Annotated in this window: 14 protein-coding genes and 2 pseudogenes; 6 read left to right on the top strand and 10 right to left on the bottom strand. The window is 67.0% G+C overall.

Annotation, left to right across the window (positions count from 1 at the left end; all coding sequences use genetic code 11):
• Positions 1-52 precede the first annotated feature (52 nt).
• The 4 genes and pseudogenes from D5041_RS18120 to D5041_RS22195 all read left to right on the top strand — a co-directional run.
• The gene (locus D5041_RS18120; protein ID WP_265258927.1) at positions 53-886 is read left to right on the top strand and encodes a 2-dehydropantoate 2-reductase; all 834 of its coding nucleotides are present in this window, start codon (positions 53-55) and stop codon (positions 884-886) included.
• Between the two features lie 39 nt (positions 887-925).
• Positions 926-2023 carry a histidinol-phosphate transaminase gene (hisC, locus tag D5041_RS18115; protein ID WP_265285406.1) on the top strand — a complete coding sequence of 366 codons (1098 nt, stop codon included), beginning with the start codon at positions 926-928 and terminating at the stop codon, positions 2021-2023.
• Entirely contained in the window at positions 2020-2646 is a 627-nt protein-coding gene (locus D5041_RS18110; RefSeq protein ID WP_265258925.1) for a peroxiredoxin, read from the top strand. The genes hisC and D5041_RS18110 overlap by 4 nt, the downstream gene beginning before the upstream one ends.
• A 116-nt stretch (positions 2647-2762) precedes the next feature.
• A pseudogene (locus D5041_RS22195) lies at positions 2763-2939 on the top strand (thioesterase domain-containing protein); the annotation flags it as partial.
• A gap of 21 nt (positions 2940-2960) precedes the next feature.
• On the opposite strand, the gene pdxR reads toward D5041_RS22195, so the two are convergent.
• The 5 genes and pseudogenes from pdxR to lptD all read right to left on the bottom strand — a co-directional run bounded on the left by pdxR (position 2961) and on the right by lptD (position 9442).
• Complete coding sequence (gene pdxR / locus D5041_RS18105) at positions 2961-4316, bottom strand: MocR-like pyridoxine biosynthesis transcription factor PdxR (RefSeq protein ID WP_265285405.1); 1356 nt, start codon at positions 4314-4316, stop codon at positions 2961-2963.
• A 26-nt stretch (positions 4317-4342) separates the two neighbouring features.
• On the bottom strand, positions 4343-5131 hold the full coding sequence (gene rsmA, locus D5041_RS18100) for a 16S rRNA (adenine(1518)-N(6)/adenine(1519)-N(6))-dimethyltransferase RsmA (RefSeq protein WP_265285404.1): 789 nt from the start codon (positions 5129-5131) through the stop codon (positions 4343-4345).
• A 140-nt stretch (positions 5132-5271) separates the two neighbouring features.
• Positions 5272-5559 (bottom strand): annotated as a pseudogene (locus D5041_RS18095) (rRNA adenine N-6-methyltransferase family protein); the annotation flags it as partial.
• A 66-nt stretch (positions 5560-5625) separates the two neighbouring features.
• Entirely contained in the window at positions 5626-7029 is a 1404-nt protein-coding gene (locus D5041_RS18090; RefSeq protein ID WP_265285403.1) for a peptidylprolyl isomerase, read from the bottom strand.
• Between the two features lie 4 nt (positions 7030-7033).
• Positions 7034-9442, bottom strand: coding sequence for an LPS-assembly protein LptD (gene lptD, locus D5041_RS18085; protein WP_407702300.1), 2409 nt, complete (start codon positions 9440-9442; stop codon positions 7034-7036).
• Between the two features lie 112 nt (positions 9443-9554).
• On the opposite strand from lptD, the gene D5041_RS18080 reads away from it, so the two are divergent.
• Complete coding sequence (locus D5041_RS18080) at positions 9555-10706, top strand: aminoglycoside phosphotransferase family protein (RefSeq protein ID WP_265285402.1); 1152 nt, start codon at positions 9555-9557, stop codon at positions 10704-10706.
• Positions 10693-11493 carry a 16S rRNA (uracil(1498)-N(3))-methyltransferase gene (locus tag D5041_RS18075; protein ID WP_265285401.1) on the top strand — a complete coding sequence of 267 codons (801 nt, stop codon included), beginning with the start codon at positions 10693-10695 and terminating at the stop codon, positions 11491-11493. Before D5041_RS18080 ends, D5041_RS18075 begins: the two co-directional genes overlap by 14 nt.
• A 31-nt stretch (positions 11494-11524) precedes the next feature.
• Here the strand turns inward: D5041_RS18075 and D5041_RS18070 are convergent, their stop codons facing one another.
• Genes D5041_RS18070 through D5041_RS18050 form a run of 5 tightly spaced genes read right to left on the bottom strand, consistent with a single transcriptional unit; the run spans position 11525 to position 16716 of the window.
• The gene (locus D5041_RS18070; RefSeq protein WP_265285400.1) at positions 11525-12460 is read right to left on the bottom strand and encodes a tagatose kinase; all 936 of its coding nucleotides are present in this window, start codon (positions 12458-12460) and stop codon (positions 11525-11527) included.
• Between the two features lie 26 nt (positions 12461-12486).
• Positions 12487-13428 carry an ABC transporter permease gene (locus D5041_RS18065; RefSeq protein ID WP_265258917.1) on the bottom strand — a complete coding sequence of 314 codons (942 nt, stop codon included), beginning with the start codon at positions 13426-13428 and terminating at the stop codon, positions 12487-12489.
• Positions 13425-14942 carry a sugar ABC transporter ATP-binding protein gene (locus tag D5041_RS18060; RefSeq protein WP_236610847.1) on the bottom strand — a complete coding sequence of 506 codons (1518 nt, stop codon included), beginning with the start codon at positions 14940-14942 and terminating at the stop codon, positions 13425-13427. Before D5041_RS18060 ends, D5041_RS18065 begins: the two co-directional genes overlap by 4 nt.
• 27 nt (positions 14943-14969) lie before the next feature.
• Entirely contained in the window at positions 14970-15872 is a 903-nt protein-coding gene (locus D5041_RS18055; protein WP_265285399.1) for a substrate-binding domain-containing protein, read from the bottom strand.
• Positions 15873-15903: 31 nt separating this feature from the next.
• Positions 15904-16716, bottom strand: a complete 813-nt coding sequence (locus tag D5041_RS18050) for a DeoR/GlpR family DNA-binding transcription regulator (RefSeq protein ID WP_265285398.1) — start codon at positions 16714-16716, stop codon at positions 15904-15906.
• Positions 16717-16804: the final 88 nt, after the last annotated feature.

Below are 16804 nucleotides of genomic sequence, written 5' to 3'. Positions count from 1 at the left end.
GGGTGCTGCGCAGCTATTTTTTACTACGGGGCAACGGCGCAGCCCGCAGGGGATGCGCTGCCTCGAGCAGGCTTTGCATGGTGATGGCTGCGGCTTCGATCTGCTGCGGCGTGTACGCCGCAAAGCCCATCACGACGCCGTGCTGCTCGATGGGTGCGATGCAGAACCGGTCGATCGGCGTGAGCGTCACGCCCTGCTGCGCGGCGGCGCTGCACAGTGCGTCGGCGTCGATTTCCCGGGCCCCTGTCAGGGGCTGGCCTTGTATGCCGTGGATCCGGGCGGAAAGATCAGCGAGAAGATTCCGTTAGACTCGATTGTCGGCAGCGTGATCTTCCCCAATTGCGAGAAGCGAGAGCCGGGGGTGTTGCAACACAATTTCGGAAATCGGATCATTCTGGGAGAACCGTCGCGCAGACTGACGAATCGGGTGGAAAAGCTCGTGTCTTTGTTTTCGCAAGCGGGGCTCGATGCGCATCTTTCACAGGACATCCATTCCGACATCTGGAACAAGGCAGTTGGCAACATGGTGATGAACCCGGTTTCTGCCTTGACGGGGGCGACCTGTGATCGGATTCTCGACGATCCAGATCTGAGAAATTTTTGCCTTTGCGTGATGCGCCAAGCTGTCGATATCGGCAAGAAGATCGGCTGCGACAATCTGTTCTCTGCCGATGAGCAGATGCAACTCACTCGGAAGATGGGAAAATTCAAGACATCGATGCTGCAGGATATGGAAGCCGGAAGACGCCTAGAGATCGACTCGCTCATCGGTGTCGTGTCCGAGATCGGGCGAGCCATTCATGCCGACACGGACCGAATCGATTCCCTTCTGGGCCTGGTAAGGGTATTCGGTCTGGCTCGTGGCTTGTATGCATCCCATGCGTGAGGGCAGCGATGGTGAATGAAGATCATTTATGAGAATTCAATGACAAGCAAATACTGGAGTCCCGTCGTCAGCAAGCTGACACCTTATGTAGCCGGAGAGCAGCCTTTGAATCCGGGAGTCGTCAAGCTCAACACCAACGAGAACCCGTACCCGCCATCGCCACGGGTGCTGGAGTCGATTGCGCAGAGCACGGGAGATGAGCTACGGCTGTATCCAGACCCGAACAGCCAGAAGTTGAAGCGGGCATTGGCCCACCATTTCGAGTTGGCGAACGACCAGATTTTCGTCGGCAATAGTTCCGATGAAGTGCTGGCACACGTTTTCCAAGCGTTGCTCAAGCACGATCTGCCAACCTTGTTTCCGGATGTCACCTACAGCTTCTATCCCGTGTACTGCGGGCTCTACGGCATCCAGTACAAAACGATTCCTTTGACCGCCTCGTTCGAAATCGACCTCGACGACTATGCGATTCCGAATGGCGGAATCATCTTCGCCAATCCGAATGCACCCACGGGCGTGCAGCTCGATACCGACCTGATCGAGCACTTTTTGAAGCGGCATAGCGAATCGGTCGTGGTGATCGACGAAGCGTATGTGGACTTCGGTGCAGAAAGTGCCGCTCGGTTGATCGATCGCTATCCCAACGTGCTCGTCGTCCAGACATTCTCCAAATCCAGATCCCTTGCCGGCATGCGGATCGGTTTTGCGCTGGGGAACAAGGACTTGATCGAAGGTTTGGAGCGAGTCAAAAACAGTTTCAATTCGTATCCGCTGTCCAGGCTGGCGAACGCTGCGGCGGTCGCAGCCATCGAAGATCGGGAATATTTCGAAGCGGTGACGCGCAACATCGTCCGGTCACGCGAAGAACTGAGCGCAGCGCTTCGGGCATTGGGGTTCCAGATCATTCCGTCCATGGCGAATTTCGTGTTCGCCAGCCACTCTGGCCACGATGCGGGCTTCTTGTATTGCAAGCTCAAGGAGCAAGGGGTTCTTGTCAGGCATTTTTCTTTGCCCCGGATCGAGCAATTTCTCAGGATAACCGTCGGTACGCCTGAACAATGCGAAAGCCTGCTCCTGGCACTGAAGGCCATTTGCCTTGACGAATGCTGTTCTGCAACCCTTCAGGGAGAGAAATGAAGAAACGAGGCGCATTGCAAGAGCCAGAAATCGTCAGAACGACATCGGCACCGAACCCTGTCGAGTTGCCCAAGGATTTGCCGTGTCCTGTCGATGACGGGCTTTGCGACCATTTGACTGGGATGGCGCTGCCGAACTTATCATTGACATCGACGACCGAATTGGCGTGCAACTTGTCTTCGTTGCAAGGCAGGGTCGTCATGTATCTCTATCCGATGACGGGCAAACCCGGCGTTCCGTTGTCCGAGGGATGGCTGCAAATCCCCGGAGCCCCGGGTTGTACGCCGCAGTCTTGTGCATTCAGGGATCATGCTGACGAACTGCGGCAGTACAATTGTTCTGTTTTCGGGATCAGTACGCAAAGCAGCGAAGATCAGCGCGAAGCGGTGGCGCGCTTGCATCTGCCTTATGAATTGCTCAGCGATGCCGAGTTCAAACTGACTGAAGCACTTCGTCTGCCGACCTTTGTCGTTGAGGGCAAGAGAATGATCAAGCGGCAGACTTGGATTGTCGAAGTGGGAAAAATCATCAAGGTGTTCTATCCTGTTTTCCCGCCGGAGCGCAATGCCAGCGATGTGATTGCGTGGCTTGATGGAAAAAGAGAGGCGATGTGTCAGAGCTAAAGCGAGCTTCAGAGAGCGATATCCTGATCCGCCTTCGCCCGGGACAGGGGCAATCGCCTATCTATTTTGTCCACCCGACGCATGGCAACGGGTTGTGTTACGGCCCGTTGGCCGTCATGCTGGGGAACAAGCATCCTTTCTACGCGATTCAGTCGGCGGGGCTGCTTCCGGATTCGGATCCGGACCAAACGATTGAACAGATGGCGCAACGGTACGTCGAGCGGATCCTGATGCAGGACTCAGAAGGCCCATACCTGCTTGGCGGTTGGTCGCAAGGTGCGCTGATTGCCGTGGAAATGGCGCAAATACTCAAATCAACTGGAAGAAAAGTCGACCATCTTTTTGCCATCGACAATATGTTCATCACGGTCGATGATAGGGCATTTCAGGCGGGCAAAGGTATGCAGGCCGGTGCGCGTTGGCGCCAGTTCCAGCCAGCGCGCCAGGTGCGTGCCCACCGCGAGCGCGAGCGCGTCGTAGCGTTCCGCGTAGAGCCGGCGCATGCGCCGGACGTGCGTCGCGAAATGCCCCTCGGCGATGAACTCGGCGAGCACCGTTTGCAGGTGCGTGGGAACGCCCGGGGAGAACGCCTCCAGGCTGGTGCAGAAAAACGGAACCAGCGGCGGCGGCGCCAGTATGAAGCCCAGCCGCAGCGCAGGAAAAATGGATTTGCTGAAGCTGCCGACGTAGATCACCCGCCCGCCGAGGTCCAGTTCCTTGAGCGTGGGCAGCGGCTTGTCGGTGACGCAGAAATCGCCGGCCCAGTCGTCCTCGATGATCCACGCGTCGGCCGCCTCGGCGGCCTGGAGCAGCGCGAAGCGCCGATCCAGGCTCATCTTCACGCCCAGCGGTTGCTGCTGCGACGGGGTGACGAAGGCCAGCTTGAACGACGGCGCCACGGCGCGCCCCTGTTCGACGCGCAGGCCGGCTTCGTCAACGGGGACCGCGACCATGTGCGCGCCCGCGAGCATGAAGCAGTTGCGCGCGCCGATATGCCCGGGGTTTTCAAACCAGACCCGGTCGCCCGCGTCGATCAGCATTTCCGCGATCAGCTGGAACGCGTACTGCGCGCCGCTGACGATGAAGATCTGCCTGGCGTGGCAGGCGATCCCGCGGTTCACGCGCAAATGGGTGGCAATGGCCTCGCGCAGGCGCAGCTCGCCATGCGGCTCGGGGTAGCCGAGCATCGGCTTGCGCGCGTTGCGCCAATGCTTGCTCGACAGCCGGAACCATTGCGCCATCGGAAACGCGTCGAAGGCCGGCATCCCGGTCGTGAACGGCTGGTGCTGGTGCACCAGGCGGGTGCCGAACTGCCCGGCCAGCGCAATCGCCTTCGCCAGTTTCGCGCTGGCGACGGACCCGATGTCCAGCGGCGCGTCGGTGGGCGCGACGCGCGCGTTCAGGGCCGGGCTGACGTGGGTGCCGGCGCCGACCCGGGATTCGAGCAGGCCCTCGGCGACCAGCCGCTCAAAGGTCTCGACGATGGTCGCGCGCGCGACCCCGAGTTCGCTCGCCATGGTGCGCGTCGAAGGCAGGCGGTCCCCCGTCGACAGCGATCCGTCGAGCAGCAGGTCTTTGAGCTTGCGATAAATCTGGGTGGACAGGGTCTGCGCAGCGCCGCGGTCCAGAACGATGGATTGCAGCAGCATGCCGCGTGAACGTTTGACCATCGCCGCCTGCCTCCGGGGTCCGCGGGCTATGTGTGCGCGTCCTGCGCCAGGGCCACGAATTCGTGCACTGCCACCTCCTCGGCGCGGCGCTGGACGTCGAAATGGCCCGCGTAGCCGCGCGCATCCAGCCAGCGCCCGAGCGTGTGGCGCAGCAGTTTGCGCCGCTGGCTGAAGGCCACGCGCACCAGTTCTTCGAGCAGGGGCAGCGACAGGGGCGCCGGCTGCGCGTGCGGCCGCATGCGCAGCACGGCGCTGTGCACGCGCGGCGGCGGATCGAAGCTTTGGGGCGCAACGCTCAGCAGGTGCTGCATGGCGTAGCGCCATTGCAGCATGACCGACAGGCGCCCGTAGGCGCTCGTGGCCGGCTGCGCGAGCATGCGCTCGACGACTTCCTTTTGCAGCATGAAGTGCTGGTCTTCGATGGCCTGCGCGTGCGCGAGCAAATGGAACAGGATGGGCGTGGAGACGTTGTAGGGCAGGTTGCCCACCACGCGCAGCAGCCCGCGCTGCGGCGGGTCCGCCTGCTGCGTGCGCAGGGTTTGTGCGAGCTGCGTGAAGTCGATCGTGAGCGCGTCCGCTGCGATCACGTCGAGCCGCTCGTGCCGTTGCAGGCGCTGCGCCAGGTCGCGATCGAGTTCGATCACACTCAAGCGCCCGAGGCGCTCGACCAGCGGCTGCGTGAGCGCCGCCAGGCCCGGACCGATCTCGACCATGGACTGGCCCGGCTGCGGTGCAATCGCCTGCACGATGGCGGCGATGACCGCCTGGTCGGTCAGGAAATGCTGCCCGAAGCGTTTGCGCGGGAGGTGTTTCATATCCAGCGGCTGTGGCGGCGCCTGCGGCCGTCGTCGTATGCGCTGCGGGCAGGGGAGGATGGCGCGCTAGCGCGGTGGGTCACGGTATTCCACATAGGCGCGCGCGCGCAGTGCCCGTGCTGCGGCGGGTCCGCCTGCTGCGTGCGCAGGGTCTGCGCGAGCTGCGTGAAGTCGATCGTGAGCGCGTCCGCTGCGATCACGTCGAGCCGCTCGTGCCGTTGCAGGCGCTGCGCCAGGTCGCGGTCGAGTTCGATCACACTCAAGCGCCCGAGGCGCTCGACCAGCGGCTGCGTGAGCGCCGCCAGGCCCGGACCGATCTCGACCATGGACTGGCCCGGCTGCGGTGCAATCGCCTGCACGATGGCGGCGATGACCGCCTGGTCGGTCAGGAAATGCTGCCCGAAGCGTTTGCGCGGGAGGTGTTTCATATCCAGCGGCTGTGGCGGCGCCTGCGGCCGTCGTCGTATGCGCTGCGGGCAGGGGAGGATGGCGCGCTAGCGCGGCGGGTCACGGTATTCCACATAGGCGCGCGCGCGCAGTTCCTGCGCCCAGGCGGCGTAGGCTTCGTCGAGCTTTTTCTCGCGCACGATGCTGCGCGCCATGTCGCGCTGCTCGCGCGGGGTCGGCGTGCTCTGGCGGCGTTCGAGCAGTTGGACCAGGTGCACGCCAAAGCGCGTCACCAGCGGCTCGCTGATCTCGCCCGGTTTGAGGGCGTCCAGGGCCTGTTCGAATTCGGGCACGTAGCGGCCGGGGCTGGCCCAGCCCATGTCGCCCCCCTCTTTGGCGCTGCTGTCCTGGGAATGTTCGCGCGCCAGCGCCGCAAAGTCGGCCTGGCCTGCGAGCACGCGCCGTTTGTAGTCGGCCAGGCGTGCGGCCGCTGCGGCCTCGCTCAGCCGGGGGCCGGTGCGCAGCAGGATGTGGCGGGTGTGGTTTTGCTCGACCGTGGCGGGCGTTGCGGCCGTGACGCGCTCGATCACTTTGAGCAGGTGAAAGCCCGCCGGCGAGCGCACGGGGCCGGCGACGGCGCCCAGGGGCAGGTCCTGCGTGGAGCTCACGAACAGCTCCGGGTACTGGTCCACCGGGCGCAGGCCGAGCTGCCCGCCCGCGCGCGCGCCCTCGGGGGCGTCCGAGAATTCGCGCGCCACGGCGGCGAAGTCTTCTCCGGCGTGCAGCCGGTCGGCCGCCTGCCGCGCCCGCGCCTGGCGCTCGACCACCTGCGCGGGGCTGGCGTTTTCGGGAACCAGCACCAGCACGTGGCCGAGGTTGATTTGCATGGGCGCGGCCTGCGCGTCCCGTTGCTCTTCCTTCAGGTACTGCTCGACGTCCAGATCGGAGACCTTGACGCGCGCTTCGACTTCGCGTTCGCGCAGGCGCTGCACGAGCAGTTGGTTGCGCAGTTCTTCCCGAAAGCGTTCCTGGCCGATGCCTTCGCGCGCCAGGCGGGCGTGCAGCTCGTCCACCGTCAGCCGGTTCTGGCGCGCCACGTTCTCCTCGGCCTGCGTGACGGCGAACTCGTCCGCCTTGATCCCCGTCTCGCGCGCCTGCTGGATCTGCACCCGCTCGAGAATGATCCGCTCCAGCACTTCGCGCTCCAGCCGTTCGTGCGGCGGCGTGGCGCCGCCCTGGCGGGCCAGCTGCGCCTGGACCTGCGCGAGCCGCGTGCGCAGTTCGGTGCTGGTCACGGGTTCGGAGTTCACCACGGCGACGATGAAGTCCGCCGTGCGCGCCGCGGCGTCGGGCGTGGACGCGGTCTCGGACGGCGGGGCGGGGGCGGGGCGCGCCAATCCCTGGCCCGCAGGCGTTCCCGGCAGGCGCAGGCCCTGCGCCGCAGCGCTGCCCATGGCGGTCAGGCTGGCGAGGATCAGGGCCAGGACTGTGCAGTGATCACGGTATTGCATGGCGTTAGTCGTAGTTGCTGAAGCGGCTCGGCGGCGCCACCTGCTCGCGCAGGTATTGGTAGCGCGGCACATTGTGCTTGAAGGTTTCCTGGGGGTTGGCGCCCAGGCTCAGGCGCGACAGACCCAGGAATTCGATCTGCAGGAGCAGGCGCGTGTTCGAGGTGCTCGTGCCGTTTTGCAGGCGTTCGAGCACCACGCTGCCGATCCAGCAGCAGCCGTCGTATTCCAGGCCGACGATGGTGTTTATGAGCCGGCTGTCTTGCAGGCTGTAGTTCAGCCGGCCGACGCCGTACCAGCGCCTGCCCCCCTGGCCGCCGCCGGGCCCCAGGTCCTGGCCCTTGTCGCCCCACAGGTCGTTCAGGGGCCATTGCCAGCCAATGTCGATTTGCTCGCTGGTGCCGCGCTGCCGGCGGTACGCGGCGCTCAGGGTGCGGTAGCTGCCGGGGCTGTAGCGTGCGCCGACGGTCGTGCGCACGGAGCGGCCCTGCTTGGGGTTGTATTGCAGCATGGAGTCCAGGTCCCAGCGCGGCGTCCAGCGGATGCTCGCGCCCAGCAGCAGGTCGGACAGGCGTTCGTTCACCGGCGCGTTGCCGGGCAGGGTCACCCTTTGCTCGGACAGGCGCAGGCGCTGCGCCAGGCCCAGGCGGATGGCCTCGTTGCCGCTCTCCGGATCCAGCAGGCGCGTGGTCACGCCCAGGGTGAGCAGGTTGTTGTCGGCCAGCCGGTCGTTGCCCCCGTAGGCGTTTTCGGTGTAGATGGTCGCCAGGTTGAAGTCGTTCGCGGCGCTGTCGTACACCGGCAGCCGGCTCTGGTCGCGGTACGGTGTGTAGGTGTAGAACGCCCGGGGCTCCAGGGTCTGCAGGAAGGCGCGCCCGAAGAACCGGGTGTCGCGCTCGAACATCAGCGCGCTGTCCAGGCTGAACGTGGGCAGCGCGCGCTGCGCGCTGCGCGTGCTGCCGGGCAGCGGCGCGTCGAACTGGTACTGCGTGGCGTGCAGTTGCAGCCGCGGCGTGACGTAGCCCGCGGGCTGGACGAAGGGCCGGCTGATCTGTGCCATGGCGTAGCTGCGGGTGGCGTTGGGTTGCCCGGTGCGCTCGCGCGCGGCCTGAAAGCGCGTGCTGTCCAGTTCCACGCTGGCGTCGAGGTTGCCGCCGAGCCCGAGTGGCGCATAGCGCCATTGCAGCTGCGGCATGCGGTCGTATGGCGGCACGATGGGCGCGTTCACGTCCTGCAGCGTCTGCCACTTGAGGGTGCGCAGCGTCGTCGTCGTATCGCTGCGCGTCCAGGTCAGCAGCGCGTCGTTCGGCAGCAGGCGCTGGCGCAGCGGCCCGGAGGCGCGGCCGAAGTCGCGCCAGTAGTCGTCGTCGCTCACGCGGTTCAGATTCAGGTTCAGGCCCAGGGTGTCGGTGCTGCTGCTGAAGGCGCCCTGGTGCCGGCCCGAAAAGCTCCAGCGGGAGTGCCTGCGCAGCTGATCGCTGGGCATCAGGTCGCCGCTGATCTGGCCCGCGTAGGCCGGCTCCAGGTAGCGGAATTCGCCCCCCAGGCTGGCGCCGCGTTTTTGCATGAGCGTGGCGCGCAGCGTGGCGTCGCGGTTCGGCGCGATGTTCCAGTAATACGGCTGCGTGTAGGTCAGGCCGTCGCGGCTGTCGAGCCCGACGGTCGGTGGCAGCAGGCCCGACTTGCGCTTGTCCGAAAGGGGAAAGCTGATGTACGCCAGCGGCAGCAGGGGCACGCCCTTGAACTCCAGCACGGCGTCTTCGGCGGTGCCGGTTTCTTGCGTGCTGTCGATGTGCAGGGTCGCGGCGCGCAGCACCCAGTCCGGCGCCCAGTCCGGCGCATCGCCGCGCTCGCAGGTGGTGTAGGTGGCGTTGTGCACCAGCGTCCGGTCGCGGGCGAGGAAATCCATGCGCGAGGCAGTGCCATGCGCCTGCGGCTCCAGGAGCCAGTACTGCGCGTCGCTGAAGAAGCCCTGGAAGGCGTCCACGTACAACTCCAGCTCCGTGCCCTCGTAGCGGTCGCCCGCGCGGTTGATGCGCACCCTGCCGTGCGCCCGGGCCAGGTCATCGGGCGCGGTGTAGTCCATCCGGTCGGCGCGGATCACGGTATCGCCGTGGCGCAGCTGCGCATCGCCTTCGATGATGGTGTTCAGATCGATCTGGCCGCGGATGTGCTCCCCCGTCACGAAGATCGGGAGCCGGTGGCGCACGGCGGGGGGAATCCGCTCCTGCAGCCGGGGCGTGGCGCGCAGTGCGGGTGGGGCGTCCGGGGCGTCCTGCGCCGGTTCCTGAGTCAGGGCGGCGTGCGGCAGGGTGCAGCAGGCCAGGGCCGCGCCACGGGCCAGCGCAGGCAGCATGGCGGACAGCCGCCACGCCGAAGCAGCGCGGTGGCAAGGGGTCTGCGCGGTGGGGGGCATGCAGGGGCGGCTCGGGCGGTGGCAGATGATGAACGGGACCCGCTGCGCAGGGGAGGGCGCTCGAAGGTTCGATGGGGCGCCGGGAAAGCGGGTTTGTAGAATCGGATTATCCATGAGCCACCCCTGCCCACTGCCCCCCGCCGATCCGTCCCCGGGTGCGGCAGCGGCGCTTTCCGCGTGCGCGTCCCGTGCGCCCGTTTCCTGGCCCGACGCCGCGCGCCGGGCGGCCTTCGATGCCTGGCTCGCGCCCCTGGTCGGGCCGCACCAGTTATTGCCCGAGAGCCTGCGCCCGGCCTCGGAGGACGCGAGCTTTCGGCGCTACCTGCGCATCGACAGCGGCCGCGGCGGGAGCTGCATCGTGATGGACGCACCCCCGGACCAGGTGGATTGCAGCCCCTTCGTGCGGGTGCAGGGCCTGATGGCCGCTGCGGGGCTGAACGTGCCGCAGATTCTGGCCTGGGGCGAACGCAGCGGCTTCATGCTGCTGTCCGACCTGGGCAGCAGGACGCTGATCGAGCAACTGCACTCCGACCAACCGCAGGCGGCCTGGCGCTGGTACCAGCAGGCCACCGACCTGCTGCTCGACTGGCAGCGGGCCTCCCGGGCGGACCTGCTGCCCGCCTACGACGCGGCCCTGCTGCGGCGCGAGCTGGCGCAGTTTCCCGACTGGTACCTGGCCGGGTACCGCAGCGTCACGCTCGACGGCGCGCAGCGGACCACGCTCGCCAGCGCCTTCGACGCCATCGTGGCGCACAACTTGGCGGCCCCGTGCGTTTTCGTGCACCGCGACTTCATGGCGCGCAACCTGATGGCGCCCGTGCAGGAGGGCGCGCCGCTGGGCGTGCTCGACTTTCAGGACGCCGTCCACGGCCCCATCACCTACGACATCGCCAGCCTGCTGCGCGACGCCTTCATCAGCTGGGAAGAGGAATTCGTCATCGACGTCACCGTGCGCTACTGGGAGAAGGCGCGCAAGGCCGGCCTGCTGGGCGCGGGCAGCGCCAGCGGCTGGGGCGCAGACTTTGGCGAGTTCTATTGCAGCGTCGAATGGATGGGCCTGCAGCGCCACCTGAAGGTCGCCGGAATTTTTGCGCGCCTGAGCCTGCGCGACGGCAAGCCCCGGTACCTGGCCGACACGCCGCGCTTTCTGGCCTACATCCGCGCCACGGCCGGGCGCTACCGGCAGCTGGCGCCGCTGCGCGCGCTGCTCGAACAAATCGAAGGCAGCGCGGCCAGAACGGACCCTGCGCATGGCCGGGTGTGAGCCGCGCGGCCCGCGCAAGCCGCCGCGCCTGCACTGCCCGGCGCCATTGGCCGAGGGCGCCGAGCTCGACCTGCCCCCCGGCGCCGCGCGGCACGCGCAGGTGCTGCGCCTGCAACCGGGCGACGGCGTCACGCTGTTCCACGGCGCGCCGGGCGCGGGCGACCCCGGCGGCGAGTTCGACGCCAGCGTGCTGCGCATGGGCCGCAGCGCCGTGCGCGTGCGCGTGTGCGCGCACCACGCGATCGAACGCGAGGCGCCGCGCGCCGTGCACCTGCTCGCAGGGATCATCGCCAACGACCGCATGGACTGGCTCGTGGAAAAGGCCACCGAGCTGGGCGTGGCCGGAATCACGCCGCTGGCGGCCGAGCGCAGCGTGCTCCGGCTCGATGGCGCGCGCGCCGCCAGAAAGATCGCCCACTGGCAGGCCGTGGCCGTGGCCGCGTGCGAGCAATGCGGGCGCAACCGCGTTCCCGTGGTGCACGACGCGCTGGATCTGGCGCGCTGGCTGCACGCCCGGATCCTCTGCCCCGGAGCCGCGCCGGCCGCGCAGCGCCTGCTGCTGTCGCCGCACCCAGGTGCGGCGCCGCTGCGTGCGGCCGCTGCGGCGGGCGGGACGGACGGCACCCGGCGCCCGGTGCTGCTGCTCAGCGGCCCCGAGGGCGGGTTGAGCCGCGCCGAGGAAGCGCTGGCGCTGCAACATGGCTTCGTCGCCACCACGCTGGGCCCGCGCGTTCTGCGCGCCGAAACCGCGCCCCTGGCGGCCCTGGCCGCGCTCACCCTGCCGTGAAACCGGCTATCCACCGTGCGTGGGCGGGCAATCAGGAAAGTGCCAGCAACGCATCAAGCTGCTTGAAACCGGAGGTTCCCTCCATCGGGCCCTTGGCTCCGACGGCGAGGGCGCCGCTGGCATTTGCGTAGCGCAAGGACTCATCGGGCGTTTTGCCCAGGCGCCTGCAGGTCACGAAGGTGGCGCCGAAGCAGTCGCCGGCCCCGGTGGGGTCCAGTTCTTCGACGGGAATCGCATCCAGCGCGAAGCGGACGCCCGGGGCGAAGTAGCAACAGCCTTGCGCGCCGTGTTTCACGACGATCTCCTTGACCCCTTTGCCGAAGAGCTCGCGCACGGCACCGGCCTCATCCGGTGCGTCGGCGAGCAGACTGAGCTCGTGCTCGCTGGGCAAGAGGATGTCGGTGAACTCCAGGATGTAGGTCAGCGCCTCGCGCATCTCGGCAATGCGCAGCATCTCCTTGCGGATGTTGGGGTCGAACGAGACCGTTCCGCCCTGTCCCTTGACGATGTCGATCGCCTTCTTCATCGCGTCGATGAGGCGAAACGAGAACAGCGAAGAACCCATCACGTGAAAGTGCGCGCAGTCCCGCAGCGCGGCCGCGTTGACGTGCGCAGGCTGCAGCTGCGCGCAAGCGCTGTTGGTGATGTTGAAAATGAAGTCGCGCTCGCCGTTTCTGCGGTAGGTCACGAAGGCGCTTCCGGTGACGGCGTCCGGCAGTACGCTGATCGATCCCGTGTCCACGCCGTCGCGCTGGAGCCGCTCGATGTTGAGCCAGCCAAAGTCGTCGTCTCCCACGCACGCGATGATCGCGGCCGGATGGCCCAGGCGCGCCACCTGGTCGATGAAGATCGCCGGCGCACCGCTGGCGTACGGCCCGAGCAGGCGCCCGGGCGCGCGCAGGCTCTGACCGCGCTCGGTGGCCATGATCTCCACCAGGATCTCGCCCATGGTCATGATTTTTTCCATCTCGCTTCCTTGGTTGGTGCTGCGGCTCAGCTGCGGCGCTTTTTGTTTTGCACGTCGATGCAGACCGCGATCAGGATGACGGCGCCCTTGACGATGAGTTGGTAGAAGTACGGCACGCTCATCAGGTTCATGCCGTTGTTGATCACGCCGATGATCAGCGCGCCGATCAGCGTTCCCGGCATGCTCCCATAGCCCCCGGACAGGCTGGTGCCACCCAGAACGGCGGCGGCGATCGCGTCGAGCTCCCAGCCGAGCGCGGCGGTCGGCTGCGCCGAGTACAGGCGCGCGGTCAGCAGCATGCCGCCCACCGACGCCATCAGCCCCGAGAGCATGAAGATCGCGACCTTCAGCCGCTGGACGCGAATGCCCGCATAGGCCGCCGCCTCCGCATTCCCGCCGGCCAGGTAGACCTTGCGGCCAAAGACGCTCCGGGACAGCACCAGGTGGTTCAGCACCAGCAGCGCGCCCAGGATCCAGATTGGCACCGGCAGGCCAAGCAGGTGGCCGTTGCCGATGCGCAGGAAGGCCTCGTCGTCCACCGTGACCGGCATGCCGTCCGAGCTGATGTAGGCCAGCCCGCGAAAAATGCCCATGGTCGCCACCGTGACGATGAACGAGGGGATGCTCAGCTGCGCCGAGAGGGCGCCGTTGAGCGCGCCCAGCGCCAGCCCGCAGGCCAGCGCGGCGGCGACGGCCCACGGGGCTGCAACGCCTTGGGCGAGCAACAGGCCCGCAACGCTGCCGCTGAGCGCGATGAGCGCGCCCACGGACAGGTCGATCTCGCCGAGCAGCAGCACGTAGGTCATGCCGAACGCGACGATCGCGATGATCGACACCTGCAGCACGACGTTGCGCAGATTTTCCACCGTCAGAAAGGCCGGCGAGAGCACCGAGAACAGCCCGCCCAGGGCCATCAGTGCGAGCAGGATGCCGCCGTAGCGTCGGGCGGTACGGGCCCAGCCGGTCATGCTGCTGCGGCTCCCGTGGCGTAGGCCATCACCGTTTCGGCAGATGGATTCGGGTGCCCGAAGGTCTTCACCAGGCGCTTGGCGCGCATGACCAGCAAGCGCTCGCTCAGCGCCAGCACTTCGGGCAGTTCGGACGAGACCAGCAGCACGGCCGTGCCCGCGGCGGCGAGTTCCCGGATGGTGCGGTAGATCTCGAACTTGGCGCCCACGTCGATGCCGCGGGTCGGCTCGTCGAGAATCAGCACCCTGGGCCGCAGCGCCAGCCACTTGGCGAACACCACTTTCTGCTGGTTGCCGCCCGAGAGTTCGCGCACCGGTTGGTGCAGGCTCGCGAGCCGGATTCCCAGCGCTTGCACATGGCGCTGCGCGAGGCGCAGCTCCTGGCTTTCGTCGGTCCACCAGGCCGCTTTGCGGGCGCAGTGCACGTGCACCATCGTGATGTTGTGCAGCACCGATTGGTCCAGCACCAGCCCTTGCTCCTTGCGGTTTTCGGTGACGAAGGCCATGCCGTGCGCGATCGCGTCAGCAGGGCAGCGGATCTGCACCGCTTGGCCGTCGAGCGTGATGCGGCCGCTGGCGCGGTGTATCCCGAACAGCGCCGCCATCACGTCCGAGCGACCCGCCCCGACCAGACCGAAAAAGCCGACGATCTCCCCCGCATGGACCGCGAAGTCCAGGCCCTGAAACCTGCGCGCCACGCTCAGGCCTTCGACGCGCAACAGGGCCGGGCGCGTCCTGTGCACCGCGGGCGGCCGGGGCGGGTAGAGGTCGCGCATCGGCCGGCCGACCATCAGCGCGATCAAGTCCTGCGCGCTGGCCTCGCCACGCGCCTTGGTGCCAAGGTATTGCCCGTCGCGCAGCACCGAGATCTCGTCGGAGATGCGCATCACCTCGTCGATGCGGTGCGAGATGTAGACGATGGCCTTGCCCTGCGACTTCAGCCCTTCGATGATCCGGAACAGCAGCTCGACCTCGCTGGCACCCAGCGACGAGGTCGGCTCGTCCATGATCACGACCCGCGCGGGCTGGTTCAGCGCCTTGGCAATCTCGACCAGTTGGCGCTCGGCGAGCGTCAGCTGCGCGACCTGGGCCGAGGCGTCGATGGCAATTCCCCATTCGGCCAGCAATTTCCGGCCCGCGCGCAGCATCTCCCGGTCGTCGATCCATCCCGCCCGGCCCGGCGGGTGGTGCGCAAACAGGTTGTCGGCGACGCTCAGATTCCCGGCCAGGCTCAGTTCCTGGTGGATGATGGCGATGCCGCAGCGCCGGGCGTCCCGCGGCCCGGCCAGGCGAAGCTCCTGCCCGTCGAGGAACATCTGCCCGCGGCTGGGTTGGTGGACCCCGGCGAGGATTTTCATCAGGGTCGATTTGCCGGCACCGTTCTCGCCCAGCAGCGTGTGCACCGATCCGGCGCGCAGCGTCAGCGAGATGTCCTTCAGGGCCTCTACCGCCCCAAAGGACTTGGCCATGGCGCGCACCTCGAGCACCACCCGACCCGGGGCTGCGCAGTTCATCATCCGGTCCTGCTCAGAGCCCGGGGTTTATGGGCGCGCTGCCGCCGTGTAGACGCCGGGCAGCACCGGGTTGAGTTTCTCGACCGGCTTGCCCGACAGCACGGCGACGGCCAACTCGATCGCCCGCACGCCCATCTGGTCCGGGTACTGGCGGATCACGCCCACGAACGCCGGCTCCTTGTCCACCGCAGCGCGCGCCTCGGCCATCCCGTCAAAGCCGACGACCTTGACCTGTTGCAGCTTGTTCGCGGCCTTGACGCTGGCCAGCGCAGCGAGCGCGGCGTCGTCGCCAAAGCCGAAGATGCCCGCCAGGTCCGGATGGGCCTGCAGCATGTTTTGCGTTGCCGCCAAGGCTTCGGCGCGCGTGATGCCCGGCAGGACGGACACGATCTTCATCCCCGGGTGGGCCGAGATGGCCTTCTTGAACCCCTCGACGCGATCGACCACGGACTGCACCGCAGGGTAGTGCAGAACGCCAATCCGGCCCCGGCCTCCGGTGGCCTGCGCCATCAACTCGCCCGCCTTCACGCCCCCGGCGTAGTTGTCGGTCGCCACGTGCGCGGCCACCGCCACGCCGCTGGCGGCGATGTCCACGGTGATGACCGGGATGCCGGCGGCGTTCGCCTTCAGCACCGCCGCCTTGACCCCCTTGGAATCGACCGGCGACAGGATGATCGCGTGGACTTTTTTGCTCACGAAGTCCTCCACGTCCGACAACTGCTTGTTCAGGTCCTGGTTGGCAATGCTCAGGTCAAGTCGGACGCCCTCCTTGGCCGCCTGCTGCCGCATGGCCTGCGCCAGCTCGACGTAGAAAGGGTGCTGCTGCGTGAGCAGCGACGCGCCCACGGTGTACGGCTGGGCCTGCGCACCAAGGCCTGCAAGACACAGGCTGGCAGCGGCCACGAATTTGAGAAAGGCTCTTGCGTTCATGCGCGGTCTCCATGGGAGGGTTGGAAGGATCTCAGGCTTTGCGAAATTCCAGAAAACCGTCTGCCTTGCGGCCCGACTGCAACCGGTGTCTGGCGAGTAGTTCCAGGACGCCCGGTGGCGCATCGTGCGGGACGACGAACGCATCCAGCGCGTCCAGGCTGCACACCGGGTGCCCGGATGCCGCGCCGACGTCGGACCCGTGCGACAAGCTGATCGCCTTGGCGCAGTGACTGACCGCTGCGGCGTAGAGCCGGGCCGCACCGGCAAATCGGGACAGGACGCGACCGCGGGAGTCGATGCCGCTGACTTCGAGCACACACAGATCCAGCGGGTGCGAGCGCAGGCCCTGTTCGGCTGCGGGGCCGATCAGGCCCGGCTCCTCGTCGCTCAGTACGCCGCCCGTGACATGGACCCCGCAAGCCAGAAACTGCCGGGCGGTTGCGACCATCGCCAGGTCGTGCAGCGTCAGCGCCAGCCCTTGGCGGACTACGAGTTGCGGGAGCAGCCTGTGCACCAGGGCCCCGCCGCCGAGAAACAGCGCCATTCCGTCGGCAATCCAGCGCAGTGCAGCGCCTGCGACCCGGCTCGGCCCCGGGCCGCAGAGCCTTGTCGGGGTCTCCTGCGGCGCTGGCACGGCATGGAGCAGCGCCGGGTTGTAGCGTGCGCGCCCCATCATGCGCACCACGTAGCCCTGCTGCTCCAGGTAATTCAGGTCGCCGCGGATGGTGACGCGCGACACGCCCAGCAGCGTGCTCAGCGCCTCGACCTTCACCGCGTCCGACTTGCGCGCGAGCTCAACGATTTGAAGCCTGCGCCGGAGCGAGCTGCTGCCATGGTCTTGCATGTCTCCGATCTTTCGTATGGAAAGATATTTCTTTCTGCACGAAAGTGTCCGGGCGAAAAGCCATTGCGTCAAGAAAGAGGGCATAGGG

The organism is Verminephrobacter aporrectodeae subsp. tuberculatae (assembly GCF_026127385.1).
GTDB lineage: Bacteria > Pseudomonadota > Gammaproteobacteria > Burkholderiales > Burkholderiaceae_C > Acidovorax > Acidovorax aporrectodeae.
The sequence above is the reverse complement of the archived record's forward strand: the minus strand, read 5'-3'. Positions and strand labels throughout refer to the sequence as shown.

Coding starts and splice junctions, on each gene's coding strand:
- D5041_RS18055 (WP_265285399.1), bottom strand. CDS start 15,872: ATGAACGCAAGAGCCTTTCTCAAATTCGTGGCCGCTGCCAGCCTGTGT.
- lptD (WP_407702300.1), bottom strand. CDS start 9,442: ATGCCCCCCACCGCGCAGACCCCTTGCCACCGCGCTGCTTCGGCGTGG.
- D5041_RS18075 (WP_265285401.1), top strand. CDS start 10,693: ATGGCCGGGTGTGAGCCGCGCGGCCCGCGCAAGCCGCCGCGCCTGCAC.
- D5041_RS18050 (WP_265285398.1), bottom strand. CDS start 16,716: ATGCAAGACCATGGCAGCAGCTCGCTCCGGCGCAGGCTTCAAATCGTT.
- rsmA (WP_265285404.1), bottom strand. CDS start 5,131: ATGAAACACCTCCCGCGCAAACGCTTCGGGCAGCATTTCCTGACCGAC.
- D5041_RS18120 (WP_265258927.1), top strand. CDS start 53: ATGCGCTGCCTCGAGCAGGCTTTGCATGGTGATGGCTGCGGCTTCGAT.
- D5041_RS18090 (WP_265285403.1), bottom strand. CDS start 7,029: ATGCAATACCGTGATCACTGCACAGTCCTGGCCCTGATCCTCGCCAGC.
- hisC (WP_265285406.1), top strand. CDS start 926: ATGACAAGCAAATACTGGAGTCCCGTCGTCAGCAAGCTGACACCTTAT.
- D5041_RS18070 (WP_265285400.1), bottom strand. CDS start 12,460: ATGGAAAAAATCATGACCATGGGCGAGATCCTGGTGGAGATCATGGCC.
- pdxR (WP_265285405.1), bottom strand. CDS start 4,316: ATGGTCAAACGTTCACGCGGCATGCTGCTGCAATCCATCGTTCTGGAC.
- D5041_RS18080 (WP_265285402.1), top strand. CDS start 9,555: ATGAGCCACCCCTGCCCACTGCCCCCCGCCGATCCGTCCCCGGGTGCG.
- D5041_RS18110 (WP_265258925.1), top strand. CDS start 2,020: ATGAAGAAACGAGGCGCATTGCAAGAGCCAGAAATCGTCAGAACGACA.
- D5041_RS18060 (WP_236610847.1), bottom strand. CDS start 14,942: ATGAACTGCGCAGCCCCGGGTCGGGTGGTGCTCGAGGTGCGCGCCATG.
- D5041_RS18065 (WP_265258917.1), bottom strand. CDS start 13,428: ATGACCGGCTGGGCCCGTACCGCCCGACGCTACGGCGGCATCCTGCTC.